Consider the following 17,072-nt stretch of genomic DNA (forward strand, 5'->3'; position numbering starts at 1 on the left):
CTCTCTCAGAGCGGCACCGATGTCTTCGTCAACTCCGACGTCAGCGTGAAGCCGGAGATCGTGACCTCCTGCTTGACCAGGCCGAAGCCGGGCTTCAACCAGAACGTCCCGCTGGCCTCGGTCACGCCGGCGAAGCCGGCGCCCAGATCAAGGTCCAGATCTATCTTGTACGCCTCCGCGGTGCCCGCCGGCACGGTCACCGACTCGGTGCCGGTGCTGCTCACGGTGTACGTCACCGGCTGGCTCCCGCCGGCGGCCCCCGGGCCGCTCACCTCGATCGCGGTGCGGCCGGTGCCCTTTTTACCGGCCTCCAGGTCGGCGACCGGCGGCACCGACAGGTCCTCACCGGCGCCCTCGACCGTGAACCCCGCGGCCGACGCGGCGAACGCGCCGATGTCGACGGTCAGCCCGCCATCCGCCCGGGTCACGAACTCCCGCTTGGCGGCCGGGGCGGTGCCCTTCTCCGTCACGGTCACCGTGCGCCCCTTCGCACCCTCGGTGACACTGTCGACGGTGACCGAGGTGGTGCCGCTGACCACGCCGCCCAGCTTGTACTCCAGCGTGGCCCCCTCGACCGGCGGGTAGAAGTAGAGCCCGCTGTCGGCGGGCGCGGCCGGTGCGGTGGTGGTAGTGGTGGCGGGCTCGTTGGCCGCGGGCGGCGGCGTCTCCTTGCCGCCCGACTCGCACGCCGTCACGGGCAGGGCCAGGACCAGCACGGCGGGCAGGGCCAGCCAGCGCCGTCGGGGCTTGATCACGCCGCATCCTCCGTACACGAGGGGCTCGGACCCCCGCCAGGCTACCCGCCCCGGTCGAGGGTCCGGCCCGCCTTCGGCCGTGCCACTACAGCAGGTCGAGGTCGACCGCCTCGGCCATCGCGCGCATGCCGGCGTCGTTGGGGTGCAGCGCGTCACCCGCGTCGAACTCGGCACGCATCCGGTCCGGGTCGTCCGGGTCGGCCAGTGCCCGGTCGTAGTCGAACACCGCGTCGTACTCGCCGCTGGTGCGGATCCAGTGGTTGAGCGCGTCGCGCACCGCCTCGCCGCGGGCGGTGTCGTAGCCCGGGTACGGGCAACCCTTCGACGGCGTGACCGTGGCCCCGATGATCCGCACACCGCGCCAGTGCGCGGCCCGGATGAGCGCCTGGTGCCCGGCGATCAGTTGCGCGGCCGTCACCGGCGTGCCGGCCGCCTCGCCGCCGCCGATGTCGTTGATGCCCTCCAGCACGATCACGGTACGCACGCCAGGCTGGCTCAGCGCGTCGCGCCGGAAGCGCTCCACGCCCGCCGTGCCGAAGCCGGGCAGGTCGGTCAGGACCTTGTTGCCGCCGATGCCGGCGTTGACGACGCCGGTCGGCCGCCCCGCGGCCACGAGCCTCTCGGCGAGCTCGTCCGGGTAGCGGTTGTCGGCGTCCAACGTGGACAGCGCGCCGTCGGTGATCGAGTCGCCGAAGGCCACCACCGTGCCACGGCTGCCCTTCGTCGGCCCGCTGACGTCCACACCGGACAGGTAGTAGGAGGAGGTGGACGTCTCGTCGAACGCCGCGGCGTCGCGGTCGAAGCGGTGGTCGCCATCGGCCCGGTACACGGTGGCGGTGGCGAACGGGTGGAAGGTGGCCGGCCCGGTGGGCCCGTCGAAGTAGAGCGTCACGGTCAGCCGCTCCAGCGGCGAGACCCGCAGGGCCACGGTGTCGGAGGACGCCTCCCGCCCGGCCGGCACCACGGTCGACTGGCGCCCCCGGAAGGTGACCGACCGCAGCGAACCCGCCCGCACCGCCGCGCCCTCCGCCGCGCGGCCGATCGTGGCACCGGTGAGCCGCAGCGGACCGTCACCGTACACGTTGGACACCCGGATCCGCACCGTCGAGCCGCCCCGGCTGAGCCGCACGACCTGGCGCACCGAGTGGTTGTCGAAGCCGCCGGACCAGTTCGGCTCCCCGAAGTAGTCGGGGAACGCCGCGATCAGCGAGCTCCCCCAGCCCCCCGCCCAACGCCCAGGGTCACGACCCTGGTGCGCGGCGGCGGGCGACGTGGTGGCGGTGGTCGCGAGGAGCGCGGCGACCGCGGCTGCGGGCAGTGCCCGATAGATACCCCTGAGCAGCATGCCGCCCAGATTAACGTCCACCACTGTCTCTACCGCATCCTAGGAGGCTAGCCCACCTTCCCTCGGCTGCGGTCCCGGGCTGGCGATCCGCTCGTCGTGGGTCAGTGGCCGAGCAGGGCGCGGACCTCGGCGCGGCTGGAGATGCCGAGCTTCGCGTACGCGCGGGCCAGGTGGTTGTTGACCGTCTTGACCTCCAGGCCGAGGCGCTCGGCGATGTGCTTGCTGCTGTGGTGGGCGGCCAGGAGCACGACCTCGCGTTCCCGGGCGGTGAGCAGTTCGGCGACCTCGTCGTTGACCAGCAGCGGTGTGCGGGCCGGGGCGCACCTGGCGCGCGCGCCTTCCGAACGGCCGCGTACCAGGTGTGCCTGCCCGCGCCGCCCCGCGCGGCGGAAGAGGCGGGCGGCGGCCGTGGCGGCCTCGGCGGCCAGGAGGTCCTGGCCCAGTCGTTCGAACGCCTGCGCGGCGCGGGCCAGCGGCCCGCCGTCGCCGCGGGAGAGGCCGTGCCCGGCCAGCGCCAGTGCCTCGGCGAAGGGCGTGCCCAGCCGGGCGGCCAGCGCGTCCAGGCGGCGGCGGTCGACCGGGCCGCCCAGCCGGCCGGCGTCGTAGAGGGCGGCGGCCTCCACTGTGGGCAGTTCGGCGGCGCGGGCCAGGTCGGCGGCGCGGCGGGCGGCCTCCACCGCGTCGGCCTGGGCGCCGCGGGACATGGCCGCCCAGGCGTGGGAGAGCTCCAGCCACGGGGCGAAGACGCGGTTGGGGCCGGCGCCGGCCGCGCCCGCCTCGGCCAGCCAGCCGGCCGCCTCCTCGGGGTCGCCGCCCAGCGCCGCGACCGTGGCCAGCGCGGCGGCGCAGTGGCGGCGGAAGCGGAAGGTGTCGTTCTCCTCGAAGCCGGCGAGGGCCTCGCGCAGCAGCGCGCCGGCGGGTTCCAGGTGGCCCTGCGCGGCGCCGACGAGGCCGGCGAAGAGCGCCCAGCCGCTCACCATCATCGGCAGGCCGGCCTCGACCGACGCGCGGTAGCCCTGGTCCGCGATCGCCCGCGCGCGTACCAGGTCGCCGGTCGCCAGGTGGGCCAGGCAGTCGGCGATCTGGATCTCGTGCGTGCCCCAGGGCATCAGCTCGCGGTGGGCGACCGCGACTGGCATCCCGCGTTCCCGGATGGTCGCCGCCTGGTCGAGCCGGCCGAGGAAGCCGGCGGCCGCCGTGCCGCCCGCGGTGGCCCAGATGACGGCCCGCGGGTGGGCGCCGGGGCGGTCGAGCACCCGGGCGGCCGCGTCGAGGGCCTCGGCGCACCGGCCGTCGAACATCAGGATCCGGCAGAGCGTCCCGTCGGCGAGGTCGCCGCGATCGGCCAGCATCCGCTCGGCCGCGGCGGCGCTGCCGAGTCCCCAGTAGAGGGCGTCCGCGCCGGACCCGGCGAACCCGTCCTCGATCGCCGCCAGCTCCCCGTCCCGTCCGACGAACGGCCACGCATCCATCGACGTCACCTCCCCCAGTCACAGATGGTTCGCCGCCGTGCGGGGGGCGGATGGGTGGCCTTCGAAGTCGGAAACCGGACTGCACTACGTCTATACATATCGCGTATAGACGTGGTGTACAGTGCTCGGCATGTCGATCGGACAGACCTTCCTGGGGCTGCTGGAGTCCAGCCCACGGCACGGATACGACCTCAAGCGCGCCTATGACGAGCGGTTCGCCCGCAGCCGCCCGCTGCACTTCGGGCAGGTCTACGCCACGCTCTCCCGCCTGCTCAAAAGCGGCCTCGTGGAGGTCGAAAGCGTGGAGCCGGGCGGCGGGCCGGAGCGCAAGCGCTACGCGATCACCGAGGCCGGCGTGACCGACGTGTCGCGGTGGCTGGCCCAGCCGGAAAAGCCCGAGCCCTACCTGCAAAACACGCTGTACACCAAGGTGGTGCTCGCGCTGCTCACCGGCCGGCCGGCGGCCGACCTGCTCGACTCCCAGCGGGCCGAGCACCTGCGCCTGATGCGCGAGCTGACCCGGCGCAAGGCCGGCGGCGACCTCGCCGAGCAGCTGATCTGCGACCACGCGCTCTTCCACCTGGAGGCCGACCTGCGGTGGCTCGAGCTGACCGCCGCCCGCCTCGACGAGCTGGCGAAAGAGGTCACGGCATGACCTCGTTGCTCGTCGCGGAGGAGCTGCGCAAGTCGTTCGGCGCGACGCCCGCGCTCGACGGCGCCTCGCTGGAGATCGACGCGGGCGAGGTCGTCGCGGTGATGGGCCCGTCCGGCTCGGGCAAGTCGACGCTGCTGCACTGCGTCGCCGGCATCGTGCGCCCCGACTCCGGCCGCGTCGTCTACGCCGGCCGCGAGGTCTCGCGGATGGGCGACGGCGAGCGGAGCGCGCTGCGGCGGTCGCAGTTCGGGTTCGTGTTCCAGTTCGGGCAGCTCGTGCCGGAGCTGACCTGCCTGGAAAACGTGGCGCTGCCGCTGCGGCTGGAGCGGGTGCGCCGGCGGGAGGCGGAGCGGCGGGCCGCCGAGTGGCTGGAGCGCCTGGAGGTCGGCGACGTCGCGGGCAAGCGGCCGGGCGAGGTCTCCGGCGGGCAGGGGCAGCGGGTCGCGGTGGCCCGCGCGCTCGTCACCGCACCCAAGGTAATCTTCGCGGACGAGCCCACGGGTGCGCTCGACTCGCTCAACGGCGAGCGGGTCATGCGCCTGCTCACCACGGCCGCCCGGGAGGCGCGCGCCGCGGTGGTGCTGGTGACCCACGAGGCGCGCGTCGCGGCGTACTCGGACCGGGAGGTCGTCGTCCGCGACGGCCGCACCCGCGACCTGGCCCGGACGGCGTGATGAGGGATCTGCTGATGGGCGCGCGGCTGGCGTTCGCCGGCGGGCGTGACGGGTGGACCCGGGCCGTGCTGACCGCGCTCGGCGTGGGCATCGGGGTGTCGATGCTGCTGCTCGCCGCCTCGGTGCCGGGCGCACTCGGCGCGCGGGAGGCGCGCGGCGACGCCCGTGACATCCAGGTCGGGCAGGCGCTCGCGGCGGGCCCGGCCACGCTGCTGGTCGCCCGGGTCGACACCGAGTTTCGCGGCACACCGGTGCGCGGCACGATCGTGCGGCCGGAGGGCCCGCGGGCACCGGCGCCGCCGGGTGTCGCCGCCTTCCCCGGGGCCGGCGAGGTGGTCGTCTCCCCCGCGCTGCGCGACCTGCTGGAGTCCGGCGACGGCGCGCTCTTCGCACCCCGGCTCGGCGGCGCGCGGGTGGTCGGCACGATCGGCGACGAGGGGCTGGCCGGCCCAGGCGAGCTGGCCTACTACCTCGGCAGCGACACGCTGGGCACGGACCGGGCGTCCCGCGTCGACGGGTTCGGGACCACGGCGGCGGGCGAGCCCTTCGGGACGCTGCTCGTGCTGCTCATCGTGATCATCTTCGTGGTGCTGCTGCTGCCCATCGTGGTGTTCCTCGGCGCGGCCGTGCGGTTCGGTGGCGAGCGCCGCGACCGGCGGATGGCCGCCTTCCGCCTGGTCGGCGCCGACCGGCGGATGACCCGGCGCCTCGCCGCCGGCGAGGCGGCCGCGGGCGCGCTGCTCGGCGTCGCGGTCGGCGGGGTGCTCTTCGTCCTGGGCCGCCAGCTCGTGCCGCTGTTCACGCTCTGGGACCTCAGCGTCTTCGCCGACGACATCCGGCCCGGCCTCGCCGCGGCGCTGGTCGTCACGTTCGCGGTGCCCGCTCTCGCCGTCGTGGTCAGCATGGTCGCGCTGCGCGGCGTGGTGATCGAGCCGCTCGGCGTGGTCCGCCGCGCCACCGGCGTGCGCCGCCGGCTGTGGTGGCGGCTGATCCTGCCGCTGCTCGGCGTCGTGCTGCTCTACCCGCTCGCCGGCGACGTCCGCACCGCCAGGGGCGACACCCAGTATCAGGTCGCGGTCGGCGCCGTCCTCCTGCTGATCGGCGCGGTCACCCTCCTGCCGTGGCTGATCGACCTTGTGGTACGCCGGATGCGCGGCGGCGCCGTGCCCTGGCAGCTCGCCGTCCGCCGGCTCCAGGTCGACAGCGGCACGTCCGCCCGGCTGGTCAACGGCATCGCGGTCGCGGTCGCCGGCACGATCGGGCTCCAGATGCTCTTCGCCGCCGCGCAGCACGAGTACACGACCCCCACCGGGCAGGACACGAGCCGCGCGCAGGCGTTCGTGCAGCTGTCGACCGGCGACGGTGCCGGCGCGCTCGCCAGGCTCGCCGCCTCCCCGGGCGTCACGAAGGTCACCGGTACCCTCCAGGTGGGTGCCTCCCACGCGGGCGCGCCGGACCGGTTGGCCGTCGTCCACATCGGAGACTGTGCGTCCCTCGCCGAGATGGCCTATGTGGACGGCTGCACCGACGGCGACGTGTTCATGACCGACGGCGAGGTGGCGCGCGGCGACCGCCTGAGGTTCGACGAGGGCCCACAGTGGACGGTGCCGGTGGCCGCCCGCCGGGTCCAGGTCCGCCCCGACCCGATGGGCTGGACCCGGAGCGGCGTGCTCGCCACGCCCGCCGCGCTCGACGCGGGCCGCCTCGGCACGTTGGTCGTCGGCGCCTACCTGCAAACCGACCGCGACGACCCCGACGCCGCCGAGCACGTCCGCAACGCGGCCGCCGCCGTCAGCCCGCTCGCCTCCGTCGACACGCTGTCGAACACCGAGGAGGCGCGCCGCTTCACCAACATCCGGCGCGGGCTCTACATCGGCACGGTCGTCACGCTCCTGCTCGTCGGCGCCAGCCTGCTGGTGGGCGTGCTGGAGCACCTGCGCGAGCGCCGCCGCCTGCTGGCCATGCTCGTCGCGGTGGGCACCCGCCGCGGCACCCTCGTCTTGTCGGTGGTCTGGCAGACGGTCGTGCCCGTGGTGCTCGGCCTCGCGCTGGCGGTCGTGTTCGGGCTGGCGCTGGGCGTGGCGCTGCTGCGCATGGTGCGCGTCACGATCTCGATCAGCTGGCCGGTGGTGGGCCTGTCGGTCGGCCTCGCGGCGGCGGTGATGGCGGTGGTCACGCTGTCGAGCCTGCCTCCGCTGTGGCGCCTCATGCGTCCCGACGGCCTCCGCACGGAGTAAGCCCCCGCGTGGCCGTGGTGGCCGGGTTCGTAAATGGTGCGGTGCGGACTCCTCGCGGCGACGCGTGCCGATCATCGTGGTGGGCACCCCCGTTGTCACGGCAGAAAACGGGAAGGAGAACTCGTGTCCGCCACGACCACATCCTCGGGGATCCGGCCGTTCAGGATCGAAGTCCCCCAGGAGGAGCTCGACGAGCTACGCGTGCGGGTGAAGGCCGCACGCTGGCCGGAAAGGGAAACCGTCCCCGACCAGTCGCAGGGCGTACAACTCCAGACGATCCAGGAGCTGGCGCGCTACTGGGCGTCCGACTACGACTGGCGCGACGTCGAGGAGAGGCTGAACGCCCTACCGCAGTTCATCACCAACATCGACGGGCTGGACATCCACTTCGTCCACGTCCGCTCACCGCACGAGAACGCGTTGCCGATCGTCATCACGCACGGCTGGCCGGGCTCGATCATCGAACAGATGAAGATCATCGACCTGCTGGCCAACCCGACGGCACACGGCGGGAGCGCGTCGGACGCGTTCGACGTGGTGGTGCCGTCGATGCCGGGCTACGGCTTCTCCGGCAAGCCGACCGCGAAGGGCTGGGGCCCCGAGCACATCGCCACCGCCTGGACCGAGCTGATGAAGCGCCTCGGGTACAACCGGTTCGTGGCGCAGGGCGGCGACTGGGGCGCGCTCGTCACCGACTTCATGGGCGTGCAGGCGCCGCCTGAGCTGCTCGGCATCCACACCAACATGCCGGGCACGGTGCCGCCGGACATCGACAAGGCGGTGCAGACCGGCGCGCCGATGCCGGAGGGGCTGTCCGACGACGAGAAGCGCGCGTTCGAGCAGATGGCGTTCTTCTTCAAGCACGTCGCGTACGCGCTGATCATGCAGACCCGGCCGCAGACGCTGACCGGCCTGGCCGACTCGCCGGTGGGGCTGGCCTCGTTCATGCTCGACCACGACGCGGCCAGCCTGGAGATGATCTCCCGCGCGTTCGCCGGGCGGAAGGAGGGCCTGTCGCGCGACGACGTCCTCGACAACATCACGCTCTTCTGGCTGACGAACACGGCCGTCTCGGCGGCCCGCCTCTACGCGGAGAACGACAACTCGTTCCTCGCCACCAAGGGCGTGACCGTACCGGCGGCGGTGAGCGTCTTCCCGGACGAGCTCTACCAGGCGCCGCGCAGCTGGACGGAGCAGGCGTATCCGAACCTGATCCATTACAACCAGCTGGACCGCGGCGGGCACTTCGCGGCCTGGGAGCAGCCCGAGCTCCTCGCCGAGGAGGTACGCGCCGGCTTCCGGTCGCTCCGCTGAGCGGTCGTCCGTCTACAGAGGATGGACCCAGACCAGCAGCGGTGGTTCGTCGCCCGGGGCCGCGTCGTCCACGGTCAGCTCGATCTCGACCGGGACCGCGGCCTTCGGGTCGGCGAGCAGGTAGGCCGCCACGATCGAGGCCAGGTCGCCGGTCGCCCGGTAGTCGCTCCCGAACGGGAGGTCGTGCGCCGGGCGGGAGGTGATCCCGCAGCGCAGCTGGCCGGCCCGCTCCTCGTGCCAGACGTAGAAGACGGCCGGGCCGCGCACCCGCTCGCGGAGCGTGGCCACGGTGGCGTGGAAGGCGCGGACCACCTCGGGGACGGTCAGGATGGCGCGCTCGACCGACGGGGCGTCGAGCCAGTGGCTGTTGCCGGCCTCGGCGTGCGGATCGCCGGGCGCCAGCGTCACCTCGTGATGGGCGATCGCCGCGATGGCCTCCAGGAGCACGGCCGGCTACGCTACCGCCTCCGCCTGGACGGCGGGCTCGTGACGCACCGGGAAATTGACGGAGCTCGCGATGAAGCAGTCCCGGTGCGCGTCTTCGTGCAGCCGCGTCGCGGCGTCGACCATGTCGGGCGCGGCGACCGTGACCTCGGGCCGGAGCACGACCTCGGTGAAGTGCCCGCCGTTGCCCTCCTGCTCCATCGCGCCGAGCGCCCGGTCGATGTAGCCGGTCACCACGACGCCGGCCACCGCGCAGTGGTGCAGGTACGACAGCATGTGGCACTCGGCGAGGGCGGCGACCAGCAGCAGCTCGGGGTTCCACCGCGCCTTGTCGCCGCGGAAGGCCGGGTCGGCGCTGCCCGCGATGCCCGGCCGGCCGTCGGTCTCGACGTCGTGGTCGCGGCCGTAGTCGCGGTATCCGCTGGTGCCGCCGCCACGGTTGCCGGTCCACGTCACGGCGACCTCGTACGAATGCGTCCGTCCCATGGCTGGAATCGTATGGGGCGGCGGTTTCACCGCGCTTTCAGCGCCGCGTGGATCCCACCGCCGGTACGGTAGGCGGCGATGGACGATCCCCTGGAGCTCGTCCGGCGGCGGGGTGCCGCGGCCCAGCTGTGCGTCATCCGGGACGGGCGCGTCGTCCTCGACGAGGCGGTCGGCTGCGCGCCGGACTCGCTCTTCTGGATCTTCTCGACCAGCAAGCCATACGTGGCGTTGCTCGTCCACCTGCTCGCCGAGCGGGGCGCCCTGTCGCTGGACGAGCCGGTGGCCAGGTACTGGCCGGAGTTCGCCCAGCGGGACAAGGGCGGCATCACCGTGCGGCACGTGCTCCAGCACCGGGCCGGCCTGCCGGTGGCGCGGAGCGTGGTAGGCGACGCCCTCGCCATGACCGACTGGCGCCGCTCGGTCCGCGCGCTCGAACGGGCCCGCCCGCGGTACGCGCCCGGCCAGGTGCCCGCCTACCACCTGCTCAGCTACGGCTTCCTGCTCGGCGAGACGGCCCGCCGGGTGGGCGGCGCGCCGGTCGACGCGCTGCTGCGCGGCGAGCTGCTCGACCCGCTCGGGCTCGGCGACACCCACCTCGGCCTGCCCGGCCGGCTGTGGCGGCGGCACGTGCCGGTACGCGGGCTGAGCGGCGCGCGGGTCAGCGCCGCCTACTTCAACCGCCGCGCCACGCGCGGGGCGGTCGTGCCGGCCGCGGGCGTCTCGGCCACCGCCCGGGACGTGGCGCGCTTCTACCAGATGCTCGTCGGCGGCGGCACGCTCGACGGGGTTCGGGTACTCGCGCCGGAGACGATCGAGGCCGCCCGCCGGCCCTCCAGCGAGGGTGAGGTCGACCGCTTCCTGCGCCTGGCGATCCGCTGGTCGGAGGGGTTTCAGCTGGGCGGGCCCGCGGACGACCCGGCGACGAGCCGGCCGATGGGGCGGCTGAGCAGCCCGCTCACGTTCGGGCACAACGGCAGCAACTGCTGCCTGGCCTGGGCCGACCCGACCCGGCGGCTCGCCTTCGCGTACCTGACCAACCTGCTCCTGCCCGGCCACGACGGCGCCCGCCACCAGGCCGCGGTGAGCGACGCGGTGCTGGGGGGTGTTTCATAAGGGCATGGCCGGCCCGCGGCGGACCCTTGTGAAACACGACCTAGCCACCCAGGGTGGCGGCGACTGAGCGGAGCGCGTCGACCACCAGCTGGGCGGCGGGGCTCGGCTCGTAGCGGCCGCGGCGGTGCACGAGCTCCAGGCGGCGGGTGCCGGCCGCGGTGGCCGGAAGCACGCGCACGCCGGGCTGGTCGGCGGGGAGGGCGAGGGCCGGCACGACGCCCGCGGCCAGGCCCGCCGCCACGATCGCCAGCACGGCCGGAAACTCCAGGCACTCGTGCGGCCGGTCGAGCACCGCGTCGTGGCGGGCGGCCAGCCGGTCGAGCGCCCGGCGCATCGCCGAGCCGGGTGGGCCGTCGACCCACGGCCGCCCGAGCACGGCGTCCAGGCCGGCGAGCGGGCCCCAGGCAGCGGGCACGACCACCCGGTACGGCTCGTCGACCAGCCGGGTGACCCGGAGCCCGGCCGGCCCGGTGCCGGTGTCCCCTTCGCCGACGAACAGGTCGAGCTCGCCCGCCCGCACCGCCTCGCGCCCGGGCTCGAGCTGGCGCACGCGTACCTGTACCCCGGGAGCGGTCGTGGCCACCGCGGCGGCCGCCGGCGCGACGAGATGCCGGACCGCCGTGGGGATCGCGCCCACCGTGACCGGCCCGCTCACCTGGCCGGTCAGCGCCGCGAGGTCGCGCTCGGCGGCGGCCAGCACTTCGGAGAGCCGGCCGGCGTGACCGGCGAGCAGCCGGCCCGCGGTGGTGAGCCCGGCCGAGCGGCGGCCACCCAGCCGCGAACGGTCGAGCAGCGTCACCCCGGTCTCCGCCTCCAGGCGCGCGATGTGCTGCGAGACGGCCGAGGGCGTGAGGTGCAGCGCGGACGCGGCGGCGAGGACGCCGCCCGCGTCTGCCACCGCGCGCAGGACGGCCAGCCGCCGCGGATCGATCGGCATTCGGCAACGCTACAGGCCGCATCCACAAACATTCGATACCGCTGAACACCGGAACGGGGCCACCATGCGCGTATGGACGTGCTCACCGAGGTCGTCGGGTGGGGCGGGGCCGGCTGCCTGCTGCTCGCGTACGCGCTGCTGTCCGCCGGCCGGATCGCCGCCGGCGTGACCTTCCAGCTGCTCAACCTCGCCGGCTCGGCCGGCCTGCTGCTCAACGGCGCGGCGCACGGCGCGTGGCCCTCGGCCGCGCTCAACCTGGTCTGGGTCGCGATCGGGGTGCTCGCGCTCCGCAGGACACCCCGCGAGGAGCCCACTGTGCCAGGATGAACCGCGTGGGGGCGATGATCGCGCTACCCCAGCTGCGGCTGCTGCGGATGGCCAAGGACGCCATGGACCGCGACTGGTCCAGCCCCATCGACCTGGACACGGTGGCCGCGCACGCCGGCTACTCGCGCTACCACTTCGTGCGCCTCTTCCGCGCCGCGTACGGCGAGACGCCCGGCCAGTACCTCAGCCGGCGCCGCATCGAGCGGGCCCAGGAGCTGCTCCGTTCGGCCAACCTCACCGTGACCGAGGTGTGCATGCTGGTCGGGTTCACCAGCCTGGGCACGTTCTGCACGCGGTTCAAGCAGATCGTCGGGGTGACGCCGACCGAGTTCCGGCGCGAGGCGCGCCAGGGGGCGGCCGCGCCGATACCCGGATGTTTCGTGATGTTCTGGGCCGGCGGCTTCGCAACATTCGAGAAGCCCGGCGGACCGCCGCGGCCCTAGCGTCAGCGGTGACGGCCCTTCTGACCAGGAGTGAGACATGATCACGGGACTTGGTATCGCCACGATATGGGTGCTCGACCAGGATTCGGCGAAGGCGTTCTTCGTCGACAAGCTCGGCCTCGAGGAGCGCACCGACATGACGCTCGGCGAGGGCGGCATGCGGTGGGTGACGGTCGGCACCAAGGACCAGCCGGAGCTCCAGCTCACGCTCATGGTGCCCGGCCCGCCGTCGCTCGACCCGGAGTCGGCCGCGCAGCTCAAGGCGCTGATCGCCAAGGGCGTGCTGGGCGCCGGGGCGTTCAACACCGACGACTGCCACGCCGAGTACACGGCGCTGGTGGAGCGCGGCGTGTCGTTCGTGCAGGAGCCGCAGGAGCGCCCCTACGGCATCGAGGCGATCTTCCGCGACGACTCCGGCAACTGGTACAGCCTCACCCAGCCCAGGACGACGCTCGACGAGAGCGCGCCCTGGGCCTGCTGAGCCGTCTCCAGCCCGTCAGCCGCCGGTGGGGCGGAGCGAGATGCCCTTGAGGAACACCTGCCCGATCTGGGCCGGGTCCTTGGCCACCAGCACGCCACCGCCGGTGGTCCGGGTGATCTGGTCGAGCGCGCCGCGGTTCACCGCGTCGCCCAGGCCCAGGATGATCACCTGGATCGGCCGCTTCGGGTCCTTGAGCTCCTCGAGCCGGTTGAGCAGGGCGGGCAGCGAGAGGCCGCCCTCCGGGTCGTCGTTGCCGATGCCGTCGGTGAGGATGAGCACCGAGTTGACCCGGCCCGCCTGCCAGCCGTCCTGCACCGTCTCGTACGCGGCGGCCAGCGTGTCGTACAGGCCGGTGTCGCCGTTCTGCTTCGGCTGGATCCCCGAGATCTTCTGGAGCAGCTCGCCGCGGGTGCTGGCGAGCGGGCCGATCGGCGCGATCTCACGCCAGTCTCTGCCGCCGCCGAGGTTGGTGGAGAAGACCCACACGCCGACCGCCCAGTCGTCGCCGAAGAGCCCCAGCCCCCGGCGGGCGGCCTCCTTGGTGACCTCCATGCGGCTGGCGCCGCCGGCCGTCGGCACCGGGCCGCGCATCGTGCCGGAGATGTCGAAGACGGCGAGCATCCGGGACGGCGCGGTCACGGCCGTCCAGGTGGACAGCGCGGCGTCGACCACCTGCGTGTCGGGCGCCCCGCCCTTGCCCGCGGCGGACGGCGGTGCCGTCTTCGGCGGCGCGCCGGAGGGCGTCGTGAAGCCGGATCCGCCGGAGCCGTCCGGCCCGCGCAGCCCGAGCGCGCCGAGCCGGTCGCGGAACGAGGCCGCGTTGAGCGCCTTGTGCAGCGAGTCGGCCGCCGCGGCCTTGTCCGGGTCGGTGCCGGGCATCACCGCGTACGGGTAGTCGAGCGGCAGCGGCGCCGGGTCGAGGTAGATCGCGGCCAGCGGCACCGGCGGCTTCTTCGCGTTGTACCGGATCACGTCCTCTTCGGACAGTGCCGCGACGCCGAGGCCCTGCGTGATGGAGGCCTGGTCGGCCGCCTGCGGAAACTTCGCCGTCAAGTCGTCGCGCACCGCCGAGCGGCCGCCGGCGAGCAGGCGGAGGGCCGCGGTCTGCGTCTCCCTGGCGTTGCCGCCGGTCTGGCCCGCGGCCGCGCCGAGCGCGAGCAGGCCGGACATGCCGGCCGCGTCGCGGGTCGGCTCGACGAGGCCGGCCCGCAGCCCGCTGCCGGTGAGGATCTGCTGGAGCAGCGCGGGCAGGTCGACCTTCTTGGCGGGCCAGCCGACGCCCTTCGCGACCGGCTCGGGCATCGCGAGCACGACCGGGCTGAGCGCGAGCGACGCGCCGTCGGTCGGCGTGAACCCCGGCGCCGCGGCCCGGAGCCGGTGTAGCCAGATCGAGGAGTCGGAGATCCACACGTCGGGGATCGTGGTGCTGCCGCTCGCCCCGCCGACGCCGGTCAGCGCCACGCCGTGCTTGGCCGCGAGCGCGGCCGCCAGGTCGACGGGACTGGTCTCGCTCACCTCCACGCCGACACAGACGCCGTTGGCGGATGCCCCTTCGGACACCCAGGCGTCGGCGGTGGCCCGCACGTCGGCCACGAGCTCCTGGGGCGCGGCGACGGTCAGTTTGACCTGACCGCTGCACTTATCGCCCGAAAGCTCCTGATATCCGAAGTACGAACCGCCCACGACAACAATGAGCGCCACCGCCGCCGCGATGGCGCCCGCCGCGGGAAAACGTTCTCGCATGCGATGACGGCCAGGCACGGGCTCCATCCTGCTGAGCCGGACGGCTGGTTGCCACCGCCATTCGGTGGAACGTTACCGAGAGGAAAGTTTTCACTAAGATTCGACTACTCTTCGCAGTCGTCGCACTCCAGCGTGTACGCGGATGTTTGCGAAATCGACGCGGGGGTCAATGTCTGGGACATGTCCCGCTCCCCCCTCGCTGTGTTAACTCGCATCGGCTTCATCGGATACGGCCTCGTGCACCTTCTCTTCGCCTGGCTGATCCTCCAGATCGCGTTCGGCAAGCCCACCGAGGAAGGCGACCAGTCCGGCGCACTCCGCACTCTGGCCGAGCAGCCACTAGGGAAATTCCTCGTCATCGCGACCGCGGTCGGCCTGCTCGCGATGGCCATCTGGCAGGCGTACGAGGCGGTCGCCGGCCACCGCGCCGACCGCGGTAAGGAGCGCACCGCCGAGCGGCTCGCCTCCGCCGGCCGCACCATCGCCTACCTCTACTTCGCCTGGACGGCCTTCAAGGTGTACCAGGCCGCCGGCTCGTCCAGCGCCGACAAGCAGCAGAAGCTGAGCAGCGACCTGATGAGCTCCACCGGCGGCCGCTGGCTGGTGGCCCTCGCCGGCATCGCCCTGGCCGCGCTCGGCGCCGGCCTCATCTGGTACGGCGTCGTCAAGCGCTTCGAGAAGCACCTGCTCACCGGCCAGATGAGCCACCGCGCGCGCATGGTCGCGCGGCGGCTGGGCATGGTCGGCTACACCGCCAAGGGCACCGCCTACGGCATCGCCGGCATCCTGTTCACCGTCGCCGCGGTCACCTACGACAAGGAGAAGGCCCGCGGCTTGGACGCGACCCTGGAGACCCTGCGCGAGCAGGCGTACGGCACGGTGCTGCTGGTCGTCATGGCGCTGGGCATCGCCGCGTTCGCCACGTTCTGCGCCGTGCAGGCCCGGTACCGCCAGGTGGACACCCCCGACGTGACGTCCGCGGTCCGCGACAAGGTCTCGGCATGACACGGTTTTCGCTGACGGCCGCGGTGCTCGGCGCGCCGGACGCCCAGGAGCTGGCCGCCTTCTACGAGCGCCTGCTCGGCTGGCACCGCGAGCAGGACGAACCCGACTGGGTCAAACTGGTCCCGCCCGGCGGCGGGACCGGCCTGTCGTTCCAGACCGAGCCCGGCTACGAACCCCCGGTGTGGCCGCACGGCCCCGGCGACCAGCAGATGATGCTCCACCTGGACATCGAGGTCGACGACCTGGCGGCGGCCAGCTCCCACGCGGTCGCGTGCGGCGCCAAGCTGGCCGACTTCCAGCCCCAGGAGGACGTGCGCGTCCACCTGGACCCGGCCGGCCACCCCTTCTGCCTCTGGACCAACCCCTAGGCGGCCAGACGCTAGAGGTCGAGGGTGACGAAGGTCTTGCCGGCCGTGTTCTGGACTTCGACCGCCACCACCTTGTCCGGTGCCACCGCGGCGCTGCCGCTGAGGTTGGTGCCGGCCTGCTCGCCCTGCGGGGAGACGACCCAGCCGGACGCGATCTCGCGCTTGCCGTCGCTGCCGACCACGATGAGCCGGCAGTTTTCGCCGGCGGGGATGCCGCCCACGGAGGCGCTGATCCGCACCCAGCCGAGCGCCGGCACCACCTTCGCGGTCATCCGCACGTCGCCCTGGACCGTGGACTGGACCCGGGTGCCCGGAGGGTCGGGCGAGACGGTCGGCGCGGGGCTCGGGGGCAGCTGGGCGACCTGCTCGGGGGCGGTGCCGCGGCCCAGTGCCACGCCACCGCCGATCGCGCCGGCCAGCAGCACCGCGGCCGCGGCCACGGCGGGCACCCAGCGGCGCCGCGCGGATGACGTGACCTCTTCGCGGACCTGGCGCAGCGTGCGCTGGAGCACGAGGTCGGCGTCGGGCGGGCCGTGCATCAGCGCCTCTGGCGGGATGTCCTGGAGCACGTCCTTCACCGCCTCAAGCTCCACCAGGTCGGCCCGGCAGATCTCGCACTCGGCCAGGTGGGCATCGACATCGCGCCGCTCGTCGGGGTCCAGCGTCTCCAGGACGTACGCGCCGAGCATCTGCGCGTCATGCGCCTCGGCAGTCATCATGCGGCCCCTTTCAGGGCGGCCGACCGCCCGGCGAGCAGCTCTCGTAGGTTCTTCAACGCGTTATGGGAACGGGACTTGACCGTTCCGGCCGGGATGCCGAGCTGCTCGGCGGTCTCGGCGACGCTGCGCCCCTGGAAGTAGATCTCCACCAGGACGCGGCGGTGGTCTTCGGAAAGATGCTCCAACGCTTGCATGGCCACCATCGAGTCGACCACCCGGTCGGCGTGGTCCCGCTCCACTGGCCCGGTCGAGGCGGACTCGGCCACCTCGATCGGGCGGATGGCCCGGGCGCGGGCCTTGTCCGTCATGACGTTACGCGCGACGGTGAACATCCAACCCCTGATCGACCCGGTCTGCTCGGACAGGGTCTCGGCGTGCCGCCAGGCCCGGATGAGGGTCTCCTGGAGCACGTCTTCCGCGAGGGCGCGGTCCCCCGTGATCCTGGTGATGTACGCGAGGATCGCCGCGCCGTGCTGCTCGTAGAGCGACCGGACCAGCGCCTCGTCGCTGGATGTCGGTGGCCGTCGCCTTGCCATCCGCCGTCCCGCCCTTCG

19 protein-coding genes are annotated in these 17,072 nt (G+C 73.5%); 10 read left to right on the forward strand and 9 right to left on the reverse strand.

Going from position 1 to position 17,072, the window contains the following annotated elements:
- Positions 1-5: 5 nt before the first annotated feature.
- From ACTMTJ_RS05205 to ACTMTJ_RS05215, 3 genes are all read right to left on the reverse strand, one after another.
- A complete protein-coding gene (locus ACTMTJ_RS05205; RefSeq protein ID WP_441214899.1) occupies positions 6-755 on the reverse strand; it encodes a TapB family protein in 750 nt (249 codons plus the stop codon).
- 85 nt (positions 756-840) lie between these two features.
- Entirely contained in the window at positions 841-2,100 is a 1,260-nt protein-coding gene (locus ACTMTJ_RS05210) for an SGNH/GDSL hydrolase family protein (RefSeq protein WP_441214900.1), read from the reverse strand.
- A gap of 101 nt (positions 2,101-2,201) precedes the next feature.
- Complete coding sequence (locus tag ACTMTJ_RS05215) at positions 2,202-3,572, reverse strand: helix-turn-helix transcriptional regulator (RefSeq protein WP_441214901.1); 1,371 nt, start codon at positions 3,570-3,572, stop codon at positions 2,202-2,204.
- Positions 3,573-3,702: 130 nt separating this feature from the next.
- Here ACTMTJ_RS05215 and ACTMTJ_RS05220 point away from each other — a divergent pair, with 130 nt between their 5' ends.
- The 4 genes from ACTMTJ_RS05220 to ACTMTJ_RS05235 all read left to right on the forward strand — a co-directional run bounded on the left by ACTMTJ_RS05220 (position 3,703) and on the right by ACTMTJ_RS05235 (position 8,452).
- Positions 3,703-4,227, forward strand: coding sequence for a PadR family transcriptional regulator (locus tag ACTMTJ_RS05220; RefSeq protein WP_441214902.1), 525 nt, complete (start codon positions 3,703-3,705; stop codon positions 4,225-4,227).
- Positions 4,224-4,901: an ABC transporter ATP-binding protein gene (locus ACTMTJ_RS05225; RefSeq protein WP_441214903.1), complete on the forward strand. Its 678-nt coding sequence runs from the start codon at positions 4,224-4,226 to the stop codon at positions 4,899-4,901. Before ACTMTJ_RS05220 ends, ACTMTJ_RS05225 begins: the two co-directional genes overlap by 4 nt.
- Complete coding sequence (locus ACTMTJ_RS05230) at positions 4,901-7,138, forward strand: FtsX-like permease family protein (protein WP_441214904.1); 2,238 nt, start codon at positions 4,901-4,903, stop codon at positions 7,136-7,138. Before ACTMTJ_RS05225 ends, ACTMTJ_RS05230 begins: the two co-directional genes overlap by 1 nt.
- Before the next feature lie 123 nt (positions 7,139-7,261).
- Positions 7,262-8,452 (forward strand): epoxide hydrolase family protein, encoded by a 1,191-nt coding sequence (locus ACTMTJ_RS05235; protein WP_441214905.1) that lies wholly within the window; start codon positions 7,262-7,264, stop codon positions 8,450-8,452.
- 12 nt (positions 8,453-8,464) lie between these two features.
- Here the strand turns inward: ACTMTJ_RS05235 and ACTMTJ_RS05240 are convergent, their stop codons facing one another.
- Positions 8,465-8,899: a hypothetical protein gene (locus ACTMTJ_RS05240; RefSeq protein ID WP_441214906.1), complete on the reverse strand. Its 435-nt coding sequence runs from the start codon at positions 8,897-8,899 to the stop codon at positions 8,465-8,467.
- A 6-nt stretch (positions 8,900-8,905) separates the two neighbouring features.
- A complete protein-coding gene (locus tag ACTMTJ_RS05245) occupies positions 8,906-9,382 on the reverse strand; it encodes an OsmC family protein (RefSeq protein ID WP_441214907.1) in 477 nt (158 codons plus the stop codon).
- Positions 9,383-9,460: 78 nt separating this feature from the next.
- On the opposite strand from ACTMTJ_RS05245, the gene ACTMTJ_RS05250 reads away from it, so the two are divergent.
- Positions 9,461-10,495 carry a serine hydrolase domain-containing protein gene (locus tag ACTMTJ_RS05250; protein WP_441214908.1) on the forward strand — a complete coding sequence of 345 codons (1,035 nt, stop codon included), beginning with the start codon at positions 9,461-9,463 and terminating at the stop codon, positions 10,493-10,495.
- A 40-nt stretch (positions 10,496-10,535) separates the two neighbouring features.
- Here the strand turns inward: ACTMTJ_RS05250 and ACTMTJ_RS05255 are convergent, their stop codons facing one another.
- Positions 10,536-11,432, reverse strand: a complete 897-nt coding sequence (locus ACTMTJ_RS05255; protein WP_441214909.1) for a LysR family transcriptional regulator — start codon at positions 11,430-11,432, stop codon at positions 10,536-10,538.
- A gap of 72 nt (positions 11,433-11,504) precedes the next feature.
- Between ACTMTJ_RS05255 and ACTMTJ_RS05260 the strand changes: the two genes are divergently transcribed.
- The 3 genes from ACTMTJ_RS05260 to ACTMTJ_RS05270 are packed head-to-tail and all read left to right on the forward strand — an operon-like array spanning position 11,505 to position 12,683.
- Complete coding sequence (locus ACTMTJ_RS05260) at positions 11,505-11,759, forward strand: CBU_0592 family membrane protein (RefSeq protein WP_441214910.1); 255 nt, start codon at positions 11,505-11,507, stop codon at positions 11,757-11,759.
- On the forward strand, positions 11,756-12,202 hold the full coding sequence (locus ACTMTJ_RS05265) for a helix-turn-helix transcriptional regulator (protein ID WP_441214911.1): 447 nt from the start codon (positions 11,756-11,758) through the stop codon (positions 12,200-12,202). Before ACTMTJ_RS05260 ends, ACTMTJ_RS05265 begins: the two co-directional genes overlap by 4 nt.
- Before the next feature lie 37 nt (positions 12,203-12,239).
- Entirely contained in the window at positions 12,240-12,683 is a 444-nt protein-coding gene (locus ACTMTJ_RS05270) for a VOC family protein (RefSeq protein ID WP_441214912.1), read from the forward strand.
- Between the two features lie 15 nt (positions 12,684-12,698).
- On the opposite strand, the gene ACTMTJ_RS05275 is transcribed toward ACTMTJ_RS05270, so the two are convergent.
- On the reverse strand, positions 12,699-14,426 hold the full coding sequence (locus ACTMTJ_RS05275; RefSeq protein WP_441214913.1) for a substrate-binding domain-containing protein: 1,728 nt from the start codon (positions 14,424-14,426) through the stop codon (positions 12,699-12,701).
- A 180-nt stretch (positions 14,427-14,606) separates the two neighbouring features.
- Between ACTMTJ_RS05275 and ACTMTJ_RS05280 the strand changes: the two genes are divergently transcribed.
- Together ACTMTJ_RS05280 and ACTMTJ_RS05285 are read left to right on the forward strand one after the other, a co-directional pair.
- Complete coding sequence (locus ACTMTJ_RS05280; RefSeq protein WP_441214914.1) at positions 14,607-15,431, forward strand: DUF1206 domain-containing protein; 825 nt, start codon at positions 14,607-14,609, stop codon at positions 15,429-15,431.
- A complete protein-coding gene (locus ACTMTJ_RS05285; protein ID WP_441214915.1) occupies positions 15,428-15,799 on the forward strand; it encodes a VOC family protein in 372 nt (123 codons plus the stop codon). Before ACTMTJ_RS05280 ends, ACTMTJ_RS05285 begins: the two co-directional genes overlap by 4 nt.
- 11 nt (positions 15,800-15,810) lie before the next feature.
- Here the strand turns inward: ACTMTJ_RS05285 and ACTMTJ_RS05290 are convergent, their stop codons facing one another.
- Together ACTMTJ_RS05290 and ACTMTJ_RS05295 are read right to left on the reverse strand one after the other, a co-directional pair.
- Positions 15,811-16,515 carry an anti-sigma factor family protein gene (locus ACTMTJ_RS05290; protein ID WP_441214916.1) on the reverse strand — a complete coding sequence of 235 codons (705 nt, stop codon included), beginning with the start codon at positions 16,513-16,515 and terminating at the stop codon, positions 15,811-15,813.
- Positions 16,515-17,054: a sigma-70 family RNA polymerase sigma factor gene (locus ACTMTJ_RS05295; protein ID WP_441214917.1), complete on the reverse strand. Its 540-nt coding sequence runs from the start codon at positions 17,052-17,054 to the stop codon at positions 16,515-16,517. Before ACTMTJ_RS05295 ends, ACTMTJ_RS05290 begins: the two co-directional genes overlap by 1 nt.
- Between the last annotated feature and the right edge of the window lie 18 nt (positions 17,055-17,072).

The organism is Phytohabitans sp. LJ34 (genome assembly GCF_052068095.1).
Lineage (GTDB): Bacteria > Actinomycetota > Actinomycetes > Mycobacteriales > Micromonosporaceae > Phytohabitans.